The 25,465-nt window shown below is 52.6% G+C and carries 18 protein-coding genes; 3 read left to right on the forward strand and 15 right to left on the reverse strand.

Features of this window, described 5'->3' with window-relative positions:
- Window positions 1-17: 17 nt before the first annotated feature.
- The 10 genes from AC07N2_RS13915 to AC07N2_RS13960 all read right to left on the reverse strand — a co-directional run bounded on the left by AC07N2_RS13915 (window position 18) and on the right by AC07N2_RS13960 (window position 16,003).
- Window positions 18-665 carry a glutathione S-transferase family protein gene (locus AC07N2_RS13915; protein ID WP_494778775.1) on the reverse strand — a complete coding sequence of 216 codons (648 nt, stop codon included), beginning with the start codon at window positions 663-665 and terminating at the stop codon, window positions 18-20.
- A 117-nt stretch (window positions 666-782) separates the two neighbouring features.
- Complete coding sequence (locus tag AC07N2_RS13920; RefSeq protein ID WP_494778776.1) at window positions 783-3,869, reverse strand: efflux RND transporter permease subunit; 3,087 nt, start codon at window positions 3,867-3,869, stop codon at window positions 783-785.
- 10 nt (window positions 3,870-3,879) lie between these two features.
- A complete protein-coding gene (locus AC07N2_RS13925) occupies window positions 3,880-5,058 on the reverse strand; it encodes an efflux RND transporter periplasmic adaptor subunit (protein WP_494778777.1) in 1,179 nt (392 codons plus the stop codon).
- A 63-nt stretch (window positions 5,059-5,121) separates the two neighbouring features.
- Window positions 5,122-6,678: an efflux transporter outer membrane subunit gene (locus tag AC07N2_RS13930; RefSeq protein WP_494778778.1), complete on the reverse strand. Its 1,557-nt coding sequence runs from the start codon at window positions 6,676-6,678 to the stop codon at window positions 5,122-5,124.
- Between the two features lie 640 nt (window positions 6,679-7,318).
- A complete protein-coding gene (locus tag AC07N2_RS13935) occupies window positions 7,319-7,642 on the reverse strand; it encodes a P-II family nitrogen regulator (RefSeq protein WP_494778779.1) in 324 nt (107 codons plus the stop codon).
- Window positions 7,643-7,714: 72 nt separating this feature from the next.
- The gene (locus AC07N2_RS13940; RefSeq protein WP_494778780.1) at window positions 7,715-10,816 is read right to left on the reverse strand and encodes an efflux RND transporter permease subunit; all 3,102 of its coding nucleotides are present in this window, start codon (window positions 10,814-10,816) and stop codon (window positions 7,715-7,717) included.
- Between the two features lie 4 nt (window positions 10,817-10,820).
- Complete coding sequence (locus AC07N2_RS13945) at window positions 10,821-11,972, reverse strand: efflux RND transporter periplasmic adaptor subunit (protein WP_494778781.1); 1,152 nt, start codon at window positions 11,970-11,972, stop codon at window positions 10,821-10,823.
- Window positions 11,969-13,213 carry a TolC family protein gene (locus AC07N2_RS13950; RefSeq protein WP_494778782.1) on the reverse strand — a complete coding sequence of 415 codons (1,245 nt, stop codon included), beginning with the start codon at window positions 13,211-13,213 and terminating at the stop codon, window positions 11,969-11,971. Before AC07N2_RS13950 ends, AC07N2_RS13945 begins: the two co-directional genes overlap by 4 nt.
- Window positions 13,214-13,306: 93 nt before the next feature.
- Window positions 13,307-13,708, reverse strand: coding sequence for a hypothetical protein (locus AC07N2_RS13955; protein ID WP_494778783.1), 402 nt, complete (start codon window positions 13,706-13,708; stop codon window positions 13,307-13,309).
- Window positions 13,709-14,041: 333 nt separating this feature from the next.
- A complete protein-coding gene (locus AC07N2_RS13960; RefSeq protein WP_494778784.1) occupies window positions 14,042-16,003 on the reverse strand; it encodes a sensor histidine kinase in 1,962 nt (653 codons plus the stop codon).
- A 500-nt stretch (window positions 16,004-16,503) separates the two neighbouring features.
- Here AC07N2_RS13960 and AC07N2_RS13965 point away from each other — a divergent pair, with 500 nt between their 5' ends.
- Window positions 16,504-19,314, forward strand: a complete 2,811-nt coding sequence (locus AC07N2_RS13965) for an autotransporter domain-containing protein (RefSeq protein WP_494778785.1) — start codon at window positions 16,504-16,506, stop codon at window positions 19,312-19,314.
- 11 nt (window positions 19,315-19,325) lie between these two features.
- Here AC07N2_RS13965 and AC07N2_RS13970 read toward each other — a convergent pair whose 3' ends face one another.
- The 4 genes from AC07N2_RS13970 to gcvA form a co-directional block, all read right to left on the reverse strand.
- Entirely contained in the window at window positions 19,326-19,946 is a 621-nt protein-coding gene (locus tag AC07N2_RS13970; RefSeq protein ID WP_494778786.1) for a nucleotidyltransferase family protein, read from the reverse strand.
- Between the two features lie 87 nt (window positions 19,947-20,033).
- Entirely contained in the window at window positions 20,034-20,930 is an 897-nt protein-coding gene (locus tag AC07N2_RS13975) for an oxidoreductase (RefSeq protein ID WP_494778787.1), read from the reverse strand.
- Between the two features lie 113 nt (window positions 20,931-21,043).
- Window positions 21,044-21,871, reverse strand: coding sequence for an EamA family transporter (locus tag AC07N2_RS13980; RefSeq protein WP_494778788.1), 828 nt, complete (start codon window positions 21,869-21,871; stop codon window positions 21,044-21,046).
- Window positions 21,872-21,945: 74 nt separating this feature from the next.
- A complete protein-coding gene (gene gcvA, locus AC07N2_RS13985) occupies window positions 21,946-22,851 on the reverse strand; it encodes a transcriptional regulator GcvA (RefSeq protein WP_494778789.1) in 906 nt (301 codons plus the stop codon).
- 196 nt (window positions 22,852-23,047) lie between these two features.
- On the opposite strand from gcvA, the gene AC07N2_RS13990 reads away from it, so the two are divergent.
- Entirely contained in the window at window positions 23,048-23,650 is a 603-nt protein-coding gene (locus tag AC07N2_RS13990; protein ID WP_494778790.1) for a hypothetical protein, read from the forward strand.
- Window positions 23,651-23,998: 348 nt separating this feature from the next.
- On the opposite strand, the gene AC07N2_RS13995 is transcribed toward AC07N2_RS13990, so the two are convergent.
- Window positions 23,999-24,364, reverse strand: a complete 366-nt coding sequence (locus AC07N2_RS13995; protein WP_494778791.1) for a hypothetical protein — start codon at window positions 24,362-24,364, stop codon at window positions 23,999-24,001.
- A 131-nt stretch (window positions 24,365-24,495) separates the two neighbouring features.
- On the opposite strand from AC07N2_RS13995, the gene AC07N2_RS14000 reads away from it, so the two are divergent.
- A complete protein-coding gene (locus AC07N2_RS14000; protein WP_494778792.1) occupies window positions 24,496-25,317 on the forward strand; it encodes a hypothetical protein in 822 nt (273 codons plus the stop codon).
- Window positions 25,318-25,465 lie beyond the last annotated feature (148 nt).

The following is a 25,465-nucleotide window of genomic DNA, read 5'->3' on the forward strand; positions in this document are numbered from 1 at the left end:
ATTAGACGACTTGTAGATTAAAAGCTCAGCTTTCCGCGTAATTCATCGAAGGGAAGCATGACATGTTCTCGATACGTTGGATGAAGCTGCAGGCGCTCATACCAAGCCGTTACGTTTGGAACGTCAGGGTGTGGAATGTCTAGCTCAAAGTAACGATAGAGCAAGGTACCTGCAGGAATATCCGCTAGCGTCAGGCTGTCACCGGCAAGAAATGGACTCTTGGATAAAACGCGATCAAGCAATTGAAAGTATTGCGTACAGAGTGCAATATTTTCTTCTATTTTGTTCACGTCGTGCAAGGCTACTGGCGTGCGATAAAAATTCCAGAACACGCCTGCGATAAAGGCCGGTTGCAAACTGCTCTGCGACCAATCCATCCAGCGATCTGCCTGCGAGCGTCGACCCGCATCCTCATCCCAAAAACGGGAGCCCCCATACTGCGCGGCCAGATATCTCAAGATGCTATGCGATTCCCACACAACCGTATCGCCATCTTTGATGAGCGGAACATGTCCATGCGGATTCATGGCGAGAAATTCGGGCGTATCCCGGATGCCAAATTTTCCTCCAGCGGGAATATGTTCATGCGGCAAACCAAGCTCGCCGATTAGCCACAAGACTTTTTGCACATTAATCGAGTTACGTCGCCCCCAAACCTGCAGCATGAAATTCTCCTGATGTTTGCAGCAATTGTACGGTGCTTACACGCAAAGGCGTTCATGTATGCATGAGGAAAGCCAGTCGTACATCATTGATGTACGACTGGCTTAAAGGGTTTTAACTCATTCAGCCGGCGTTGCTGCTGGTGCAGGAGTATCTGGATGCGCCAGTTTTTCCTTGGCAATTTGTTTGCTGTGATCTGTGCCTATGAAGACGTACATGGCAGGAACAACAAACAAGGTGAAGAGCGTACCGATAGACAAACCGGTGAAAATCACCAGACCCATCGCGTGTCGTCCGGCTGCACCAGCGCCTGAGGCAATCACCAACGGTACAACACCGAACACCATAGCCGCAGTTGTCATCAAGATAGGACGCAAGCGGATGCTGGCGGCTTCTTCTATGGATTCGCGCTTGCTCTTGCCGGTTTTTTGCAATTGATTCGCAACCTCGACTATCAAGATGCCGTGTTTACTAATCAGGCCCATGAGTGTCACCAACCCGACCTCGGTGTAAATATTCATTGAGGCGAAGCCCAGGAAGATAAAGATCATTGCGCCAAACAATGCCAATGGGACTGAAACCAGAATCACAATAGGATCGCGGAAACTCTCGAACTGTGCAGCCAGTGCCAGAAAGACGATGATCACTGCAAATATCATCGTTACAAGGAAACCACCTGATTCCTTGATGAACTGGCGTGACTGCCCCGAGTAATCGACGTAGTAACCGCTAGGTGCCACTTCCTTGACTGCGTCACGCAATATCTGCAGCGCATCTCCTTGTGATGCGCCGGAGACGCCGGAGATCGTTGCAGAGTTAAGTTGCTGGAAGCGATTAATTGATTCCGGAACGACGTCGTATCGTATGCTGGCGATGGTGCTGGCGAGTATCAAGCCCGCACTTGGCGTCTTGATGTAAAAGTCGAGCACATCGTCAGGATTCAAACGATCAACTTGCAGCACTTGCGGGATCACCTTGTATGAGCGTCCGGCAATTGAGAAGTAGTTAACGTAACCACCGCCCAGACCGGCACCGAGTGCGGCACCCACATCTTGTTGCGTCATGCCCAAGGCTGCGACCATATCGCGATTCACCACGACTGTTGCTTGTGGTTGATCGATCTTCAAGTCGGTATCAAGAAAGTAGAATTTTCCCGAGGCTTGTGCTTTTGCAAGTACCTGCTGCGCAACGGTATTCAAGTTCTGGAACGGTTCAGTACTACTGATAACAAACTGTACCGGCAGACCTGAAGCACCAGGCAAGGCAGGGAACTGGAAGGCCGCGACACGTGCGCCAGCAATTTTATTCCATTGATCTTGCAAGTCGAGTTGGACCTCATGCGCGCTGCGCGTGCGTTGATCCCATGGCTTCAACAGCACACCACCAATCCCGGAATTAATAGAAGGAACACCGGTTAACTGGAACATCTGGCTGTATTCAGGCGCGCTTTTGGCAACCTTGAAAACCTGTTCCGCATAGGTTTGCATTTGGTTGGACGTCGCTGTCGGCGGCCCGACCACTTGTGACAAGACAATGCCTTGATCTTCTTCCGGCGCCAGTTCGGATTGTGCCATCTTGAACATCACAATCAGCAAGACGCTTAATATCGCTCCCATCAAAATCAGCACGACCCAGGTATCCAGCAAGGTGTGCAATAAGCGGCGATAGCTGCCTTGTACGCGCTCAAAGATGTGATTAATCTTCTTCGCAAACTTGCCTTCATCCTGACTAGGTTTGAAGAAGCGTGAGCACATCATTGGCGACAAGGTCAGAGCAACTATGCCTGATACCGCTACCGCACCCGCAAGCGTAAAGGCGAATTCAGTGAATAGCGCACCAGTTAAGCCACCTTGAAAGCCAATAGGAACGTACACCGCAATGAGCACGATGGTCATCGCGATAATCGGACTGCCTAGTTCTCGTGCCGCAATGAGCGACGCCTCCCACGGCGTCTTGTGTTCTTCCATCATGTGTCGGTCTACGTTCTCGACGACGATAATCGCGTCATCGACCACTAGCCCGATCGCCAGCACAAGCGCTAGTAGCGTGAGTAAATTGATCGAATAACCGAACATCAACATCACGAAGAAGGTGCCGATCAGCGATAGCGGCATCGCAATCACCGGCACTGCAACCGCGCGGAAGCTGCCAAGGAAGAGATAAATGACGACGGTCACAATGAGCAGTGCTTCCACCAGGGTCTTGATCACCTCTGTAATAGAGGTGCTGATGAACTCGGTAGAGTCGTAGACTATCTCGCCAGTCACACCTGCCGGTAGTTGATCGCGTAGTTCGGGGAATGCCTCACGTACGCGTTTGGCAACGTCGAGTACATTGGCTTCAGGTGCGACTTTGATACCGACGAAGACGGAACGTACGCCGCTGAAGGCAACGTTGAAGTCGTAGTTTTCAGAGCCTAGCGTTACCGTCGCAACATCTTCCAGACGTACGATGGAATCGCCATTGCGCGAGACGATGAGTTTTTTGAATTCCTCCACGGAATGCAAATCAGTGCCGGCTGTCAGTGGCACAGTCACCATCTGACCTTTAGACACACCGAGCGCAGCCAGATAGTTATTGCTCGCCAGCGATGCACTGATATCGGCTGGCGTCAAACCATGACCTGCCAATTTTTTCGTATCCAGCCAGGCACGTAATGCGAAGAGCCGTGCACCGAGCAGTTCGGCATTCTGTACGCCTTGTATGGAATTGAGTTTAGGCGTAACCACGCGTGACAAAAAGTCCGTCACGTTATTGGTCGGCAAGGTATCGCTATAAAAGCCGATATACATGGCATCCGTCGTTTGACCTGTGGCCACCGTCAACACTGGTGCTTGTGCTTGTACCGGCAATTGATTCTTGACGGAATTGACCTGACTACTGATCTCGGTCAATGCGCGGTTGGCATCATAATTCAAACGCAAGGTAGCCGTAATCGTGGAGACACCGCTGGTGCTGGATGACGATAAATAGTCGATACCTTGTGCCTGCGCGATTGCGCCTTCCAGCGGTTGCGTGATGAAGCCGGCTATGGTTTGTGCATCCGCGCCGAAGTAAGTGGTCGAAATCGTGACCACCGCGTTCTGTGTTTTCGGATACTGATTGATAGGCAGACTGAAGAGCGAGCGCATGCCGAGTACGACAAGCAAGAGGCTCACGACGATGGCAAGGACCGGCCGGCGAATAAAGATGTCGGTGAAGTTCATGGCGCTGGCCTCACTTCTCTTGCGGAGCAGGATTCGGATTGTTCGCCGGCTGTACGGTGTTATCAATCACCACCGACGTGCCGTTTTTCAATTTAACCTGACCGCTGGTGACAACTTGCTGGCCTTCCTTCAGACCTTGCAGAATCGCGACCTGATCACCACGCGTTTCACCGGTAGTTACGAAGACTTGTTGTACAACCAAGCCACTAGTGGCTGCGGGTGCTGCTGGTGCAGGCGCAGGCGCTTTCTTGTCGTCAGTTTTACCTTCAGGCGCTTTTTCGCCAGCATCTTTCAATATGAAAACCGTCGAGCCGTATGGGTTGTAGGTGATCGCTGTTTGCGGCAAGGTCAGATAGCTTTTCTTCTCGCCGACATCGACATTGGCACTGGCAAACATGCCAGGCAATAATTGGCGCTCGGCATTCGTCAGCGTGGCTTGTATCTGCAAATTACTGGTTGTTGTATCTACCTTGGGACTGATGGCCGTGATTTGGCCTGGGAACAGCTGATCGGGGAAGCCGTCCGTGGTGACGTTAACCTTTTGTCCCAGGGTCAATTTGCTGACTTGTTTTTGCGGTAGGTTAAAAGTGACGTAGATAGGATTAATACGCTGCAGGGTCACAACCTTGTCGCCGGGATTCAGATACTGGCCAGGGTTGATGGTCGTGATGCCGAGCTTGCCAGCGAACGGCGCGCGTATCGTCTTTTTCGCTATCAGCGCAGCTTGTTGTGCTGCCAATGCGCGTTTGCCTTTCAGATCAGCGACATCACCATCCAATTGCGCTTGGCTGATGGCTTGAACAGCGAACTGTTGCTTGTCGCGTGCCAGCACGCTGGCCGACAGTTCTGCGGCTGCTTGCAGCGATTGTAGTTGTGCGATGTCGGCATCGGCATTCAATTGCACCAGCACGGCACCAGCTTCGACTTCCTGGCCCGATTTGAAATTTACGTTGGTCACCAAACCGGCTATCTCTGTCGTGACATCCACGCCGCGTACTGCGCTGAGTGTGCCGACTGCTGCCAGTTGTGGCTGCCATTCAAGCAATTGCACCTTCATTGCTGTTACCGTCTGCGGGCCAGCTTTAGGCGCGGAAGCGATCAATTTTTGAATATGCAGATAGAAGCCCAAAGCCAGCACGGCCACCAATACCAGCACAGCGACCAACATGATGATTATTCGTTTTTTCATGGTCATCTTTCAAGACGGTTCATGCATCGATTTTTTCAAACTATGTGCAGCTTTTAGCCAGCGTTACGGGGAGGGCGGCTTGGCGTCAGGTATCGTGCCATCCACAGTGGTCGTGGCTGGCACTTGGGACAGTTCGGGACGATTCCACCAACCGCCGCCAAGCGCCTGGAACAGGGCTGCCGTATCTGAGTAACGCGCTGCCTGTGCTTGCGCCAGAGATATCTGCGTTTGCTGGTAAGTGCGTTGTGCATCCAGCAGGGACAGGTAGCTGATTGCGCCTAGCTTGTATTGACCTGAGACCAGATCAAGCTGCTGACGCGCAAGAGATGCAGCTTCGGCTTGCGCTTGCAAAGTTTGTGCATCGCTATCCAGAGCTTGCAGGGTGTTCGACACGTTCAGGAATGCGTTGAGGACTGTCTGTTGATACTGCGCTTGTGCCTGTTCAAAAGCAGCGACCGCACCGCGTTTTTGTGCGCGTAGAGCGCCGCCATTGAAGATCGGCTGTAACAAACTTCCGCCTATGCTCCAGACTCCGCTACCTGCTGTAAACAAGTTACCGAATGTCAGACTCTGCGAACCAACGCTGCCACTCAATGTGATTTGCGGATACATATTGGCCGTGGCGACACCGACTTGTGCGCTGGCTTGATGCAGTAAAGCTTCGCTGGCACGTATGTCCGGACGCTGACGTACCAGTGAGGATGGCAGGCTCACTGGTAACTCTCGCGGCAGTTGTAGCGACGCAAGTGAAAATTCAGGCAATCCATCATCGTTAGGCAAGCGGCCTGCATACACGGCAAGTTGATTCCGTGTCTGTGCCAAGGCGCTTTCAAGAGCTGGTAGCGTTGCCAGCGTTTGCGCTAATTGCGTGCGCTGCGCCAATAAGGTCGAGCGAGCGATGGCACCAAGTTTTGCCTGATTCTCGACGATGGTGAGCGATTGAGATTGCGCATCGATCACTTCGCGCGTGGCTTGTATTTGCGCACGTAATGACGCTTCCTGTACTGCCGTTGTGACCAGATTCGCGGTCAAGCTCAAATAGGCTGCTTCGACTTGATAGCGCTGATAGTCAATTGCTGCTTGCAAGCCTTCGAGGTCACGCCGTGTAGCGCCGAAGACATCGATGTTGTAGGAGACATTTACCGAGGCGTTATACAAGGTATATATTCCGCCAGTCGTTGTGCCGCTGGTAATCGGAGAGACTTTTTGCCGTGTCGGGCCGATCTGAGCGGAGACACTAGGGAAAAGCTTGTTGCCGACTGTAGCTTCATACGACGCCTGTGCCTGCCGTAATGCTGCCTGGGCCGACGCAAGCGTTGGACTGCGCGTCAATGCCGAGCGTATCAAGCGATCCAACGGTTCTGAGTGAAATACTTCCCACCATTGGGCAGGAATATCTTGCTCACTGACGAAGCTTTGAGCGCTGCCGCCTACGCCTGGCGCACTGACAGTTTGTGCCGGTAATGGTTTAGCGGTGTAAGGTCGATTTGCATCGGTGACTTTGGGTGCTTCTGGTTCTTTGAAATCAGGGCCAACGGCACAGCCAGCAAGTAGCGCCACGGCTATACAGGCAGCGATGCGTGTTCGGTGCGGTGCTGACAGGCGGGTAGTGGAGTTCATACCTTCTTCCGTGTGGTTTGTTGATAGACGTTAACTGTGGGGAGTGACGATAGATTGCTGTCTGGCATGCCTACGGACGTACGCAAGCTGTTTGCCATCCGATTTCGAGGCGAAGTATCTTGAGACGGGATAAATCGTGTGATTTCTGCTACCTGGGGGGCACGGATACGATGAACAGAAGCAAGAATGCTTGAAATAGGGGCTTGTCGCGCAATGACGATGTAAGACATCGCACGCAGTGTATTGAGTGTGCCGCTGTTAGTTCGTAACTGAATAAGCTCGATCTCTGGCATGCAAGGCTCATTTTTTGACGATGAACACCGACGATCCGCTGGTAAATCGCGACTGCCCAGGGAGCGCTTCCCGGAACTAATGAGACAGATTGATACTGTCTCGACAACGTTTGGATGAATATACGCCAAATCTGGCGATTTGTTTTAGGAACTGCTTATCCTTCCTATGGATACTCAATGCAGGCCGTGACGGCATCGTTACATAGAGTATCGTTACATGGAAAAAGATCCCGAGGGCAAGACAAGATGGTGGCTAGGTAATCGTCCACATAATGTAAAAAAACGCCTGCAATAAGCAGGCGTTTTGAAAAGCAATTTACTCCGGTACTAAACTGAAACTCGTGACGTCAAGACTCCGGCTGCCAGATGTAATCGAATTGATCTACCGTGGTGATCCATACGATGCCATCGCCTATGTGTTTGGTCGAGCCGACACTCTTGATGGTTTGGTACACGGCTTGGGCATACTGATCGTCAACGACGATATCGATACGTACCTTTGGTGAATAATCGAGCAATTCTTCCTTCAGGTTATGTGGCTGGTGTCGTGCAGGTGAGCTGCAGCCTTCCACTTGCGTGATGGTCATGCCGGGGAATCCGACTACTTGGCCTAAGGCTTCGCGTACATCGTCCAGACGCGCTGGACGAATAATGGCTTTGATTTCTTTCATGCTCTGACTCCTATGTTCAGTATGAAACGATAGGCGTCGCCGTAAATGGCGACGCCATGCTCAAGATTTAGATCAGGCTTCGCCTTCTTCATCATCGAACCAGCGATACAGGGTAGGCAGTACCAACAAGGTCAGCGCGGTACATGTGATCAAACCGCCAATCACAACGACCGCCAACGGACGCTGTACTTCCGAACCAGGACCCGTCGCGAACAGGAAGGGCACCAGTCCCAACATTGCGACTGTGGCCGTCATCATGACCGGACGGAAACGCATGGTCGCGCCTTGTACTACCGCATCCGCAATGCTCAAACCTTCGGTGCGCAGCTTCCTGATGTAAGACACCATCACCACGCCATTGAGTACCGCAATACCCCACAAGGCGATGAAGCCCACCGATGCCGGTACCGACAGATATTCGCCGGTAACGAAGAGGCCGATGATGCCGCCGATCGACGCGAAGGGCAGTACGGTAATGATGAGCGTTGCGTAACGTACTGATTTAAACAACAGGAACAGCAGGAAGAAAATTGCCGCTACTGTCGCCGGTACGATCACTGCAAGGTGGCCCAGTGCACGTTCCATATTTTGGAACTGACCACCCCATTCGAGATAGTAGCCAGGAGGAAGTTGGATCTTGGCTCCGACTACTTTCTGCAGTTCTGCTACGAAGCTGCCCAAATCGCGATCCTGTACGTTGATCGCCACCACCACACGACGCTTGCCACCTTCGCGGCTGATCTGAGCTGGTCCGTCGCGCACCTCGATGTGAGCAAGACTATCCAGTGGTACTCGCGCACCATTCGGCGTAGTCAGCATGATCTGCTTGATCTCTTGCACGTCACCGCGGAAGTTTTCAGGCAACCTGACGGCAGCCGAGAAGCGTTTTTCACCTTCGTAGATATCCGTCGCAGTTTTACCCGCGATGGCTACTTCGATGACGTCATTCACATCAGATACATTCAGGCCGTAGCGCGCGATTGCCTGTCTATCGATATTGATCGACAGGTATTGCTGACCACTGACCCGATCCACCCGAATGTCGCGTGCACCGGTGACAGTTTCGGCTACACGTGCAATTTCATGGGCTTTCGCCAATAAGCGATCCAGATCTTCACCGAACACTTTGACTGCGACATCGGAACGTACGCCGGTCACCATTTCGTCTACACGATCTGAAATCGGTTGCGCCATGATGATTTGTGCACTTGGTATAACTTCCAGTCGTTTCTTGATCTCGCTGGCGATCGTGTCCTGGTTCCAGCCATCTGGCCATTCATCCTGCGGTTTCAGGCTGACGATAGGCGTCGATTCATTCTGTGCTTGTGGATCTGCAGGACTCTCACCACGACCGACACCTGAAATCGCAGACTTCACGCCAGGTACTTTCATGATGATGCCCATCGCTTGCTTCTCAAGTGCGATGGATTCTTCCAGCGAGATATTCGGCACACGATTGATACCAGGTACCAGTGAGCCTTCCTTCATTTCAGGAATGAAGGCGGTGCCCAGTAACGGCAGCATACCTACCGCTGCGACGAAAGCCAGTACTGAGAACAGTACGGTTTTCTTGGCATTGGCCAAGACCCAGTCGAGCATGCGCAGGTAGTGTTTTTTCAGGAAACCGACCAAGCGCGTGTCATGTTCGGCGCCACCTTTAAGCAGATAAGAGGACAGTACCGGTGTCAAAGTCAGCGACAGCAATAATGAAATCGCTAGCGCAATCGCAATGGTGAAAGCCAGCGGCGCGAACATCTTGCCTTCCATGCCCTTGAGCGTCATCAGCGGCAAGAACACCAGGATGATGATGCCGATACCGAACACGACTGGCGTCGCGACCTCGGTAACCGCTTTCAGGATGATGTGGACTTTGCGTTTGCCGTATTTATTGGGTCGACCCAGATGTCCGAAGGCGTTTTCCACCACGACCACTGAGCCATCCACCATGAGTCCGATCGCCACCGCCAAACCACCTAACGACATCAAGTTGGCTGAGATGCCAAACTGATTCATCACGAAGAAAGTCAGCAATGGCGTCAGTATCAAGGTAGCGACGACGATCACGGATGAACGTATATCGCCGAGGAACACCAGCAAGATCACAACCACCAAGGCGACACCTTCCAGCAGAACTTTAGCGACTGTCCATAAAGCAGCATCCACTAATTCGCTGCGGTCGTAGTAAGGCACGATCTGCAAACCATCAGGCAGCATACCTGCCTTGTTGATTTCCGCTACGCGATCCTTGATGCGTGACACGACTTCCTTGGCGTTACCGCCACGCATCATCATCACGATGCCACCTACGGACTCGGTCACACCATTCTTGACCAACGCGCCGTAACGAACCTCGTGCCCCATGCTGGCTTGCGCAACGTCACGTATGTAGACCGGTGTACCGTTGGACTCGGTCAAGACGATATTGCGGATGTCATCCAGATTCTCGATCAAACCCACGCCACGGATCAAATATTGCTCCGCATAGTGAGGCAGAATGCCACCGCCCGAGTTGGCATTGTTGCGTGCCAATGCTTCGTACACCTGCTTGAGCGAAATGCCGTAATGGCTCATGCGATCAGGATTAACCAATACCTGATACTGCTTGACGTAGCCACCTTGCGAGTTGATCTCCGCTACTTGTGGAATCGAGCGCAACAATGGTCGCACCATCCAGTCCTGCACGATACGTCGCTCGGTTAGCTCCTTCTGTGTTAACTCGCGGTCACCATCATCTGGCTTGTCGAGTGTGTATTGGTAAACCTCGCCCAGACCGGTCGACACCGGACCCAATACTGGCGTTACGCCAGTGGGCATGCGTGCACCGATCTCGATGAGTCGTTCCATCACCAACTGTCGTGCGAAATACACGTCGGTGGCATCGGTAAAGACCAAAGTGATCAGCGACAAGCCCGGTTTATTGAGCGAGCGCATTTCTTCCATTCCCGGCAGACCGGTCATGGCGATTTCAATCGGCACTGTTACGAAACGCTCGACCTCTTCAGGTGAGCGGCCAGTGGCATCGGTAGCGATCTGAACCTGAACGTTGGTGACGTCAGGGAAGGCATCGACCGACAACTTGCGCATGGCATCCAACCCGATTACCAGGGCGATGGCTGCCAGGACGACAATGATCAGCCGCTGTGCCAGGGCACTGCGAACTATCTTCTCTAACATGGCATTACTCCTGTGCGATACCGGTACGCTGATTGTTGAGATGGAAAGCGCCGTCGACGGCAATACGATCACCCGCCTTCAAGCCAGAAGCCACGACGAGCTCATCGTGATTCGACTGTCCCACCTGTATCTTGGTAGCGCGGAAGTGACCCGGTTGCGTTTCAACGTAGACCAGATTTTCATTCTCGAAACGCACTACGGCGGCGGTCGGAATGACCAGTTGCTCGGTAGCTCGGCTCGCGATCAGCATGGTTGCCAGCATGGCTGGTTTCAGACGTCCATCCTTGTTATCGATTGCGGTACGCACCTTGACTGTACGCGTAGCTGGATCAACGATCTGTCCGACGAAGATGAGTTTCCCTGTGATCTTGCGATTGCCGAGTGCAGGTACTTCGATGTCCACTGCCTGACCGACGGCAACCATGTCAGCTTGTTGTTCAGGCACTTCAGCAACTGCCCATACGTGTGACAAATCGGCTACGGTGAATAGCGCGTCTGCCGGCTGTACCACCTGACCTGGTGATACCTGGAGTTCGACGACGGAGCCACCCAAGCTAGAAACCACTGGCGAGAACGAACTGATGTCACCACTCTGAGCCATACGTGCGATGGCGGCTGATGACATACCGAGCACTTTGAGTTGTTCGGCTGCAGCGCGTGATTCGGCTGCGGCTACTGCGTATTCGTTCTCACGACGTTGCAGTTCTGCTTTACCGATGACGTCAGCAGCAAACAGCTGGCGTGCACGCGCCTGGTTATTTTGCTGCAGTTCGGATTGCGCTTTGGCCTTCAGATAAGCCAATTGTGCGCTGCCCAGCTCAGTGCTGTGCAGACGAGCCAATACATCGCCTGGTTTAACAGTTTGACCGAGCGAAGCAGTGATATCGGTGACGCGACCAGTGACTGGTGCGCCGATACGTACCATGCGCTGACGATCGAAATCGATGAGACCCGGGACGCGCAACACATCGCTGAACGGCTTCAAGCCAACGGTGCCGATCTTGATGCGTTCGCGCAGTGAGTCGGGAGCCACGACGATATTGGGATCAACCTTCTTGGCCGGTGCCTCGTTTTTTGGTTCAGCTTTGTCGCCGCAAGCCGCGAGGGAAATGCACAGCGCGATCATCGCGCCAGTAGTAGAAAGACGGGGCATCATGGTTTGTTACCTGTGGAAGAGTTAGCTAACAGTCGCTGGATTTCTATAGTGGCTATTTGCAGATCGAATTGAGCCGCGATGAGGTCGTTGCGTGCAGTGCGCAGTGCGCGCTGCGCATCGAGGTAATCGATGATGCCGCGCTCGCCGTAGCGGTAAGCCGCTTCGGCTACGCGCAGGGCGCTTTCAGCCTGACGCACGATGCCGGATTCCAGTGCTTCGACTTGCGAGGAGGCGATCTGAGATTGCTGATAGGCAGAATCCAGTTGTTGAGTCAGTTCGAATTCGCGTGCTTCAAGCGCGTAACGCACGCGCATCGCACTGGCGGAGGCTTCATTGATCGGCCCCCGATTACGATCCCATAGAGGAATAGTCATCACGACGCCGAACTGCGTGTCGCGTACCTCTGGGTCACGATTGGAAACGGCTTTGAGAGCAACCGAAGGTAGACGCAGCGAACGCTGGTAATCCACCGCCACACCAGCACGTTGCAGTTCCAAGCGGAACTGGGTCAGTTCCGGATTGGTGGACAACATGATTTCGCGCAAGCTATTCAGTGGTGCCAAAGGCGGAACCTCGCCCATCGAACCAGCGATAGCAAAGCTGGCAGGCAGAATATCGCCTACCTGCTGACGCAAGAAGGACTTGGCCTGATTTGCACGCAACAGAGAGCTATGGCTGTTCTTTTGCGCGTTCAGCAGCTCGGTAGAAACGCGGATCGCTTCGTATCTTGGCGCTTCACCCACATCGACTCGCACTTGCGCCCGGTCGTACAACTGTTGGGTTACGGCTAAATCTTCCTGTGCCGCTTCGAATTCAGCTTGGCGTCGCAGTGTTTCGTAATAGCCGTGCTTGACCCGTGCGACCAATTCGGCCGTGAACTGATCCTGCCCCGCGATAGTTGCACTCACGGTTTTGCGCGCCATTTCCTGGCGCAAGTAACGCTGGCTAGGTAGGTCCAGACGCTGGGTGATCGATACAGTTTGGCCAGTACCGGTGGCAGCGCCAGGCACTCGCGGTGATACGCGACCGCTTGTGTATTCGACTTCTGGATTCGGATAAGCACCTGCCGTGGTGACACCAGCGCGTGCAGCATCGACGCCAGCGGCGACTGCTTGCACCCCTTTGTTTCCTTGCAAGGCCAGCGACAATAGCTGATCCAATGTATATGGCTGTGCTGCGGTCGCGTGCGACCACATACCTGCCAGCCACACTGACGTAATGAGTAGTGTGATAGGTTTCATTGATTTAAGTTAAGCGTGTACACGCCGCGGACAAAGTGCCGCATAGCGTGCGGACAGCCCGAAAGCCGCCCTGGAAAAATGGACGTAGTGAGACTAGACCGTCAGGGCTGGTGGACGGTAGGCGCGGAAGACTGGCGCTGGTAGAGGAGGGTGTTGCGATGCAATAAAAGGTGTGTCACACAATGCCAAACAGACTAGAGATAGTGGCAGTGGAAGATCGAATTCGTAGGGATCATGCGATTGCGAGACAACATTTGTGCTTTTCGTGGGCGGCAAGCTGCACGACAGGTTATCAACCATCATGTCGCCCCAATCCGGTGCGTAAATCTGCGCAGCGATGTCCTCTCTGCTACTCACTTCGAATTCCCAACGCGAGATTTCACTTTGGCCAGTGGAATCTTCGATAAAGATAGATCGAGAAATGACGGTTTCAGACGCGCCGGCTGTCAGTGATGACGTTTGCTCTGTGAGAGTAGGTGGCTGAGGATTGCTCATTCGGAGCATTTCACCTAGCGTTATATAGGTTACTGGCACCTTTGCCTCAGCTCCGCACGGGGCCGAGTTTGCCCATCCCCATTGAAGGGGTAAGGCGAGCAGGAGGAACAGCACATAAATATGACGCATCTGCAGCATTTTACGCGATCGCCAAGGAATATAACAATATCTATCATGCAAGTTGCATGCCTATACAGTTTTCAGCCGTAGCTGCTTGTAGGTCCCATGCTTTTTCAAAGGGAAGGAGATTGAATTTTCTGGCTTGATACCAGTGGCCGCATCAGCATTAAAACTTAAAGTCATTGCATTGAAGATGACGATAAGTTATTGAATTTATGGAGCATCAAGTGTTTCGGTCTTTTGCGTCTGACGTTCCAGCGGCAACCACAGCACGAACTGTGTTCCTGCCTTGCTCGACTTCCAACTGATCGTTCCTTCAAGCGCCATTGCGCGGCGCTGCTGATTATGCAAGCCGCGTCCGGCGGCGCTGCTCAGTGTTTTTTCCACATCGAAACCCTGGCCGTTGTCTTCTATGCTGATGGTCACGCCTTGGGCATCTTTGGACGTGCTGATACGAATTACATTGGCGCGAGTATGACGCAGGATATTGGCAATACCTTCTTGTACGATGCGCAGAATATGTAGCGCACTGGAAGGGTCAAGCCAGCCCAGTGCAGGCAGATCCTGTACTTCCCACCGCAAAGTAATGCCTGTGCCTTCCAGACGAGGTTCCAGCCGGAAGCGCAAGGTGGCCAGCAATAACACCAGATCCGCTTCAATAGGCTCCATCGAGTCGATGGTTAACTTCAGATCGTCCAGGCAATCCTTCAGAATTTGCGAAATCTTGAGTTCGCTTACGCCACCTTGTTCCAGCGAACGGATGGCACTGATCAACGATGAACCTAAACCATCATGCATATCCTGCATGAGGCGCTGCCGCTCGTCGCTGATGGTTTGACGGAGTTCCGCTTCACGCAATTGTCGATGACTTATTTCAAGCTCGGCTTCACGCGCTTGCAGACGTTGCGCCAGATTGGCATTGGCTTGTTCGACTTCATCAATCGCATTGACGTAACGTCGATACATCAACGTGCCGAACACGGCGAATGTAACCGCATTCGTATAAGCCCCGAGGAACCAGCCTTCCGGATTAATGAAGTTGGAATACAGCAGCCAATCAGACAGTCCTAACAAGGTTCCTATGGCGACGCAGATTGCCACCAATAGTCCATCGCCAGAACGCTTCCACGAATACACCGCACCAGTGATCGAAACAATCGCACCTATCAAAACGGCCAAGCCATAAATCACAGGGACGAGTATCGACGTGCTGGGGTAGTAGGGCAGTACGTTGGCTAAGGTCAGGACACTGATGATAGTGGCTATAGCGAAGATGGTGCGCGTCAACCAGACAAGTGGGCGGCCATGCAGTTGGCAGAGGAAAAGATGTACGACGGCGACCAACCAGAACAAGGCGTTACTGGTGAGCCACGCAAACCAGTCATGCGTGATGGGCCGCTCAACGTAGTAATGAAGGTGCCCAACAAAAGAGATGGCTGCGAGATTGAAAAAAAGCAGATAAGTGATTTGTCGCCCGCGTCTAAGCCATACAAACAAGGCAAAAATTCCTACCGCCAAAAATGCAGCACTGAGCGTTGCCGGCAATTCTCGCTGCAACCATTGACGTGCGTAGTAGCGCGCCTTCAGCGATTCGGCAGTCCCCAGCCATAATGAAGACATGCCTACTCGAGTATTCGATGGATGTTCGATGCGAACCAGAATTTCATGCAAGGGGCCATCAAGGTTGCTCTTGTCCAGTGTGACCCATAGCGGTGTGAACAAGCTATTCCAAAGTGGACCTTGTTGTTGCGCACGGTATACCAGTCGACCATTGGCATACAGCGCGACGCTGCCTTCGGTTTTGATGCGTACGCCATACAAGGTCAAGGAGTCGGAAGGAAGCGACGAACCATCTATTGGGAGTCTGATCCAGGTCGTGCTGAGGGATGCTTTCGCATTAGAGGAATGATTCTCCAACGTGTCAGCAAGTGGTAATGAAAGTGGTAGCGCAATGTGGTGCCATGACCCGGGCAGGGTTTTGCTGTCGAAGGTGAGCGGAGGTGCATTCCAAACCGGTGCGACGGTCACTTGCCAATCTGCCTGAGTCAGATGCACGCTTTCCTGCTCCGATTCGCTGCTGCCTGCTGAGAGATACCAGGCGCCGACGGCAACTAATAACGTCAGAGAAAAGACGAATACTGCATTGGCAAAAAGTCGTGCAGATGAATAGCGCATGCTCAGTCAGTGGGTAGTTCGAAGCGAGGAATAGATAACCGGCAATCTTCCTCCAATGCAATACAAGGCGCAATGTTAACGTCCTGCTAATCGCCTGCCACCGTTGTTTCCTGAACGTCATCACCTCGACTTTACTAAGCCACAACTTATCGCTATTCGCGCCATAAGTTGGCGGATATTGACAAGGTTTTGTCGGGAAAATACAGAGTCGTCACTCTATGATCAGCAGCATCAAAATGAAGTCAGGCTTGCAGTTCTGCTCGGCGGATTGGCTTTTTTTGCATTGATGATTCGCCTGTTATGGAATGACCGCTTCTTGACTCACGCATAAAGAGACAATGCAACAGTGCATCCGTAGTTTCTCTTTTGATTGATTTCTTTTGCCTGCGGCAAACACCTTCGCTGCGCCATCAATGCACCATTTCCCATCTGCCCAAACGTAGTTCTACACCGCTTGTTGTGATTTTTGACAGCCTTTTTCGCAACTATATCGGTCCACTATGAGCAACGCGCGCGCCTTTCGTACATCTTCTCAAACTCCTTTAACCCGTATTCCGTTTCAGCTTTCTCTGCTCACGATGTCGGTCTCTGCTGTGCTTTCCGGTTGCGGCGGTGGAGGTGGTGGCAGCGCCAGAAATCCGGGTAGTAGCTTGCCTTCTTATGTTGTTGCTGATCCCAGCAATGTTGGTGCGGCGCATGCCCGCGGTATTACCGGTGCTGGTGTAACGGTCGGGGTGGTTGATACTGATTTCAACGTCAATGATCCCGAGCTTGTGGGGCGTATTACCAAAGAAGTGTATTCGCCGGCAGGTTTTGTTGGTGCCAACGGCAACGGCGATACACATGGCACTGAAGTGGCGGAAGCATTGGGCGGTACGCACACGGGCATTGCGCCGGATGTACATATTTACGGTATCGCTGCGGGCACCAGCGGTAATGGCGTGCAACTCAATACGGATATCTATAATCGCCTGTACAACAGCGGCGTACGAATTTTCAATCAGTCGAATACAGCAGGCTCTATTGCCGCTCCGTCCAATAGCGCAACGTATAACAGTATTTATCAGCCCTTCGTCGCCAAAGGAGCATTGTTCGTCTGGGCTACCGGTAACGATTACAGCAGTCAGCCGAGTATGACAGCGGGCTTGCCGGCGCTGTATCCAAGTTTGCAAACTGGCTGGCTGGCAGTTACAGCCGTGAACTCGGGCGGCGGGCAGGGATTCTCTAGTGCGGATACAACGGCTGGCGTTATTTCTAGCTATGCCAACCGCTGTGGTGTCGCCGCCAACTGGTGCCTAGCAGCGCCTGGTGACTTCGTTTCGCCAACGGCTGGCGGCCGAGTGTATGGCACTTCATTTGCCGTGCCTGCAGTGACTGGCGCACTGGCGTTGGTGCAACAGGTTTATCCGTGGATGAATGCGGATTTATTGCGACAGACAATTTTGTCTACGGCTACCAGCATGGGCGATACAGCGACCTACGGTTGGGGCTTGCTTAACGCAGGCAAAGCGATCAATGGACCAGCCTTGTTTGCACAAAGTCTGGCGTTGGGGTCGAATGTGAATGTCAGCTTTAATGGCATGTCATCGACCTTCAGCAATGACATCGGTGGCGATGCAGGACTAATCAAAAGCGGTACCGGGACGCTGATCTTGTCTGGCTTCAATACCTACAGCGGCAACAGCCGTATTTCTGGCGGGACGCTCAATATCACCGGCTCGGTCAGCTCTGCTGTGCAAATCGATGCCGCCGGTAATCTGTCCGGCGATGGCGGTCAGGTTGGTGGCAACGTCACTAATAATGGTCGCTTGAGTAATACCGGCAAAGGCTTGACGATTGCAGGCAATTACACAGGTTCAGCTGGATCGATCTTGGTAAACGATATTAATTCGACCTTGGTAGTCGGCGGCACTGCAACGCTTGGTAATTCACATCTGGTGGCGACAGTTCCAAGTGGTAGTGGTAACGCCAGTAACTATGTCACAGCGCAAGCCAGTAACACGCCGAAGACAGTATTGACTGCTGGCTCTATCGTCAATACCTTCGGTGATGTTGGCTTTCAAACTGTAGGCGCAGCTTTCCCGCCTTTGTTGACGGCTAAAGTAACGTACACGGCCAAAGAAGTTGATCTGACCATCAGCCGCGTTTCTACAACTTCCGTTGCTACGCAGGCATTTGCCGCTGACGCAACGCGTATGAATAGCGCTGCCAATATTGAAAAGGCCATGCTGGTTGCAGATGCTTCCGCAGCCAACAGCCCCAACGGTAACGCCTTGCTCACCAGCGCAGCAGCACTGCAGCAGACTGCGAGTATCACGGCATTAGGTGCCGCACTGGATAGTCTTTCCGGACAAATCCATGCATCGTCGCAAGCACTAACGTTCCAGCAATCGCAAACAGTCAATCGCGCCTTGTCAGATCGTATGGCCTTATTGGGCAATCAAGACAAGCAAGTAACAACGGGATTGTGGGCTTCCACTTTCGGCGCATCCGGCAAGCTGGCGCAAAGTGGTTATGCAAGCGCAGATACCTCGATGTGGGGCGGGCAGTTTGGCGTCGACAAACTATTCGGCGAGCACGCTATCGCTGGCGCAGCAGTGTCGTACTCCGACAGCCGAGCCGGTTTTGATCGTCTTGGTGGAGCAGCGAAGGGCAGGGATGTTGGCGTTTCTTTATATGGGCGTTATGCGATACCGGCAGCCGACGGCAGCAATAGTAGGGCGTACGTGGCTGGTCGCATCGGTGCATCAACCGTGTCGAGTACGGTTAATCGAGTAGCGCTGGCCGGGAGCGAAGTCGAAAGCCTGCAAAGCACGCATAACGATCGCATGCTATCGGCCTACGCAGAAACTGGATATGCAATGAAAGTATCCTCCAACGTCTTGATCACACCATTTGCCGGTATCAGTTACGACCATCTGCGGCGCGGTGCTTTTGCAGAAAGCGGTGGCAGCTTCGGCTTGGTCGCTGACAGTCAGAATTATGGCCAGTCGCTTGCACAGCTTGGTGTGCGTGCCCAGTCTGACTTTAATTGGTTCGCCGGTCGCAGCACGTTGCAAACCTATGCCTCCTGGCAGCACGCAATGACTGACGGCAAACTGGATTTACAAGCCACATTTGCAGGAGCAGCAGGCAGCAGCTTTACGGTGCAAGGCATTGGTCTGGCGCGCAACACTGGTTGGAGCGGCATTGGTATATCAACAGCCATCAACCGTCGCGTGAGCTGGTACGCCAATTACGATGCTCAATTCGGTCGAGGTGGCTTGCTCAATAATGTGATGTTAGTGGGTCTTCGAATTAGGCTTGATTGAATCTAGTTACATCAACTGTTGCTTGATTTTTTCGATGTTGGTGACGAAGCCAAATCTGCAGAAGTATCAATGTCGAAATGAATGCCTGGATCGTCAACCTCGACCGGTGTGACAGGATAGGTCTTCAACAAGGCACGCGCGCCTTGATCACCACCAAGGCGCAGTAACTCATTAAGGTGTTTCGCACCAAAACCCACTGGATTGCCACGCGCACCGTTATAAAACGGCGCGACTATATCTGCACCATTCTTCAACTCATCTACCAACGCTGCAATCGTTGTCATTTGCACGCGTGGCATATCGCCTAATCCTATGATCCATCCTGCTGCATGCTGATTTTGCGTCAAGGCATAAACCAGTGATGCGCCCATGCCTTGATCTGCATCAGGGCAAACGACGACCTTGCAGCCTAAGACCGACAATTCGGCGGCGACTGCATCGTCAGCGCTACGCACAACTGCAGTGACATTCGGAAGGACGGCCAGTAGTGTAGTAGCGGCTGCTACAACAATTTTGTCGCCGGCGGTGGTCGTTTGTAGCAGCTTGTTTTGCGCTCCCGACGGATCAAAACGCATGCCTTTTCCAGCTGCGAGCAAAATACCGACGATTTGATCGTGATGTGGTGATTGCATGGATTGAGTTATTACTTAAATAGAGGAGTATCAATCGAATAATAACTGAGAGCGAAATTATGGCGCGTACAAAACACCATGTGTTTATTAGCCAGGGCCGTCGCTGGCAGCCGCCAAAAGCGGCACGATCAAATCGCTGATCGGCGTAGGAATGCCACGAGATCGACCACATCGCTGCACGACCCCGTTCCGGCTATCCCATTCGAGAGGGCGACTAGCTACTCGATCGGCGAGGATGGAGGTGCCTAAGTCGGCCGGGGAACGATGAAATTTATCGACGATTTCTTGCGGTACTTCGTCGCCCAGTGTCGCCCCCTCCGCACGCGCAACCTCAAGACATTCCCGCAGGTAGGCCAGAGACAGCTCGGTGATGTCGGTTCGGGAGAACATGCCGGCACGCCGACCTGTCAGAACCATTAAGCCCGCGACCGCGTTCTGTAGCAGCTTGCGCCATGCAACGGACGTGAAATCCGATGCGACGTCGACCGAACACCGTGTGCCGCTCAAAGCTGCGAGCACTACGCTGGTCGCCTGCGTGTCCGGTAAGGTGAGGCGTGGTTTGCCGCGTAGCCACACCGAAGCGTCCGGTTCGCGTTGAGCTGGAAACCACACCACAGAAGGTAGTACCGGGCCGCCAGACAAATAGGGCGCAAAGAGTGTTTTCTGCTCAACACCGTTTTGAAGTATGCAGACAACAGTTTTCTCACTGCACAATGCAGAAAGCCACGGCTCCATCGCCTCCACCTGCGTTGATTTGACCGCGACGAAAACCAGATCGAACGTGCTCTTAATCTCGGTCGGATCAATCCGCACAGGCCCCGGTACAACGATACGACCGTCGTCGAAGCGCAGCTCCAGCTGCGCGAGCGGCGTGCGGCCGCAAATCGTCGGCGTGCGTCCGACCTCATGCAGCGCCGCTGCTATGGTCGTGCCGATGGCTCCTGGACCAACGAGGGCGACGCTTAGATTTTCAGTCATCATCATTATCATCCTGTCTTGATTGTATTTTGCTGTCCTGATAGCCGCCGACTCTGGCCAGCCTCCATCACTAAATAGCTTCGCACAATATTTCGATACGGTTCGGATCCATGCGGACGTCAGCCTATGATCATCGTGCCTATCGCAATCACTCCGCACGCCAGCATCTTTCGGGCAGTCAGTGTCTCGCCCAGAAAAAAGTAACCGATCAGCGCCGCAAATAACACGCTGGTTTCGCGCAATGCCGATACCGCTCCCATCGGCGCGCCGGACATGGCGTAGATGACGATGCCGTAAGCCAGAAGAGAAACCAACCCGCCGACGAAGGCCGTAATGAATCCGGGACGGAAGGTAAATAAACTGCTAGCGCCGCGCAGACCGATGTACACCGCTGGCATCAAGACACCCCACAAAGCGCACATCCAGACCGTATATGCCATCGGGGCGCCAGACAGGCGCACACCGATGCCGTCTGTCACGCTATAGGCAGCAATAAAACATCCGGTTCCAAGCGCATAAGGCAGGCTTGGCACCGCAAGCTTGCGCCCCTTGAAGGCGAGGGAAATAATACCGCACGACACCAGCGCAACTCCCAGCAAGACGCCCATCTCTGGCTTTTCCCCGGCGAAAACAGATGCCGCGATGGTGATCAATATGGGAGATGAACCTCGTGAAATCGGATAGGTTTGCCCAAGGTCTCCGACCTGATAGCTCTTAACGAGAAACAGGTTATAGCCGACATGCAGGACTGCAGAAAGTACGACATACAACCAGCTAGCCTTGGCTGGCGGCGCCAGGAACAAGGCGATTGCGGTACTGGCGATCGCTACCGCCAAGCACATGACTGTCATCGACCAGAGTCGGTCGGCTCCGCCGCGCAGGAGCGCGTTCCAACTGGCATGCAAGAGTGCTGCGAAAAGTATGAGGGAAACAATGTGGAAGGGCATGCGCCATACTAAGCAACTCGGCACCTTGATTAAAGCGAAGTCTCCTCATTGCAGCATGAGCAAATCCTCATGCATCATTCGTAGTCTTGCTGGGCCTTGCCAGATTCCGCCAGGAGCCAGTTGCGAAAGTTGACGATGTGTGGCTGCGCTTCGATTCCTTTGGGACAGACAAAATAGTAGGCAACCGGAGAAGGGAACGGCACATCAAACAGTCTCACCAGGCTGCCATCGCTTATCTCAGTTTCAACATGTCCGCTACGCGCCAAGGCGATTCCCTGGCCCAGCAGCGCCGCCTCGATCGTCATGTTAGTGTCAGCGAATCTGACGCTTTCCTTGAGAGTAGAAATCCCCAGTCCGACGTGTTGAAACCAGATCTCCCACTTCGGCACCAGGTCCGCGCCATCCCGCGTAAGCAACGGATAACGTAACAATTCGGCAGGTGTTTGCGGCATTCCAAAACGCTTTAACAGATCAGGGCTTGCAACCGGAAAAATCTGTTCCCTGAACATGAACTCCGAGTAAAGAGCTGGATAATTCCCAGTGCCGAAGCGGATCGCAACATCTGCCTCCGCGCTTGAGAAATTGATGGCTTTGTCGGTGGTTTCCAGCGTGACCAAAATTTCCGGATGCTGCTGGGACAGACTCGGCAATCTTGGTAGCAGCCATTTCAGCGCGAAGGAGTAGGTTGTGCTCACTTTAAGTCGGACCCGGCCTTTTTGCTCCCTCAGATCAGAGAGCGTTGCCTCCAGATTCATGAAGAATTCACGCACTATCGGCGCAAGCGCCGCTCCTGCAGGTGTCAGGCTCAATGACTTGCCCCGTTGAAATAACTGTACGCCCCAGATCTCTTCGAGATTCTTTAACTGATGACTTACTGCGCTTTGGGTGACGTGCAATTCTTCTGAAGCAGAGGTGAATGTGGTGTGCCGTGTCGCGACCTCAAAGGCGCGCAATGTGGCGGTAGGTGGCAGATCTCTCATATTGTTATTTCTCAGTGAGGATTTTAAAAATCGCCTTTGATGAGTTCTATCTCATGATAGAGCATTCTAACCATTCACCGAAAAATGGTAATTTCTTGATACCTTTCCCGCCCATTGTTTCCCAAGGCTGTAAAAGTGTAAGGGGTTGGGCTACACTCGGCTCACAACAATGTATACATGCTAAATGAGAAAATTCTTGGCACTATTGTTTTTGCTGGCCAGCGGCGCGGCGTCTGCGGACGAAAGCATCAGTGTCTGTTACAACTACGGCTGTACTAACGAAGCGACAGCACTGTTTTCGGAACCGCAACTGCGAACGCTTGCAAAGAAGCTGCGATCGACGCGTTCTGCTGCAGAGGAACGCAAAGCCCTGGCTGATGTCATTGGTCAGTTGTATTACTGGGCCGGGCAACAAACACCCGTGTACGCGGACAAGGGTGGCAATACGGCTGACGATGCGGTGAATGGCGCGATGGATTGCATAGACCATTCCACAACGACCACGCGCTTTCTCAAGATGCTGGAACGTAGAAGGCTATTGAGATATCACGAAGTCGAGAACGTGGTGCGCCGTCGCCGGTTTTTCCTGTTTGAGCATTTCTCGGCGATGATTGAGGAACTACCTCATCCCATGCTGGGGAAGCAGGCTGACGATGGTGTTTTGGATTTTTGGGACGAAGTAAAACCGCATCGATACGTGGTCGATAGCTGGTTCGTAAATAATGGCAAGCCAGCGGTGATTTTGCCGCTGGAAGACTGGACAGATGGAGCGGGCTCTAACGTGGAGTCCAGCCGTTAAATATAGGGATTCAGTCTGCAACTAATTTTACATAATATAAATTATGCGAACTTGTTGCGCTGCAAACGATTGTTAAAACACCCCATTTATGGGATGTCCAGAACACCAAGACCAGCCTAACTTGCTGGTCTTTTTTGTGCTCAAGGAAAATTGTTGCGACTACGGCATATGGAAGCAGATTTGAAGCTACGACAAATCGGGGTCGTGCAGCGATCGGTAGATCTCACGGCATCCCCAAGCCGATCGCGATCTGGTTGTGCCGCTTTTGACGGCCGCCAGTGACGGCCCGGCTAATTCAGTGTTATGTAGCCAGTGACTCGATGGACGATGAATATGGGATTCAAATATTTATGACTGGTCCCATGCTTCAATCATCAGCACTTGATCAGGCGAACAACTCTCAATTCTGTCTTGATTTATGACAATGTTACCTTTCCACCCCGCTGGCATCAGGTAGTCGTCACCAATGATTGTCACGTCACTATGGTCGGGTATCCCTTTAGCTAAAATTGGTAGCACGTCGCGAGCCTTCGCAGTGTAGCGGTTCGGATAACCTCCACTAGATAGTTGAATAGCTTTGCCCTCACGTGTGAGTTTTGTTAACCAGTCGATACCACCAAGACTGGCTTTCCAATTTGCCAGCACTGTGGCCTTGCTGTCGCTGTTTGGCGCATCCGATGTTTGTTGCTCAATAACTATCTCCCAACCGATCATAATTTACGCCTTTCAAATGCCTGAGAACATTAAATATAAGATAACTCTTATACTCTGAACGTGTAACTAATAAAAGATGTCTAGCACGTGCCCGATAACTTACTACTTTATTCAATCATCAGGAGAATCCGATGAATATCAGTAAAGCGATAATTTTTGCAGCCTCGTCGGCATGCTGTGCGACTGCCTTCGCGGATGCACAAGACATCAAATCCTCAAATAACCAGATTGGCATTCATGCCATTTCGACCGACGTCAGCTATACGGAAACTAACGACGGACGGTTAGGCACGACTCCTGGCAAGTTCAATACCGAAAATGGCTCGGTTCCAGGTTTCGCGGTTTCTGTATCACTAATGAAGGACTGGTTTCTGGGGAATGATTACCTGCAATTTCAGTACAGCAGGAACAAGGGATACACGGACTATACCGGTTCACCTGCATCTGGCGGCGCTTTCGGATCTCTCGTTCAGCAGAACGACGCAACACTGACGGATTACAGTCTGCGTTGGGGTAAAGGCTTCTCCGTGAACCGAGAAGTCATGATTACGCCGTATGCAGAACTTGGGCGCCACGAATGGAAACGGGCTGTGAATCAGGGTGAAACCTATACCAATAATTCTTTTGGTATAGGCGCCCTCGCGCAATACTCACCGATTACGCGCCTTGTGTTGAGCGCTAATGCCTTGATTGGGAGGACCTTCGGTGCGAATATCGACGTGGCTGGTCCGAGTGGTTTCTCCGGCGCGTTGGGCAACTCCAATCTGTATAAATTAGGCTTGTCTGCAGATTATGCATTCACCCGGAACTTTCATGGGAATGTCGGCATTAATTACTCTGCCTTCAAATACGGCTCCAGCGCCAATTACCAAGTTGGTAATCGCATACACTGGGAGCCGGATAGCCGAACCAATAACACCACGATCAACGCAGGGATAGGCTACGCGTTCTAATCAGTTCTCTTTCATTTGTCTGCACTAACTTGATGCCGGCTTACCCTCGCAATGGCAGCAGATTGCCATGTTGAACGTTTCGATTTATTGATTAATTTGTCCAATAACTCGCGTCAAGCGATATAGGCATTTTTTTGCATATATTCAG

This window comes from Herminiimonas sp. GW821-FHT09C12 (assembly GCF_059416385.1).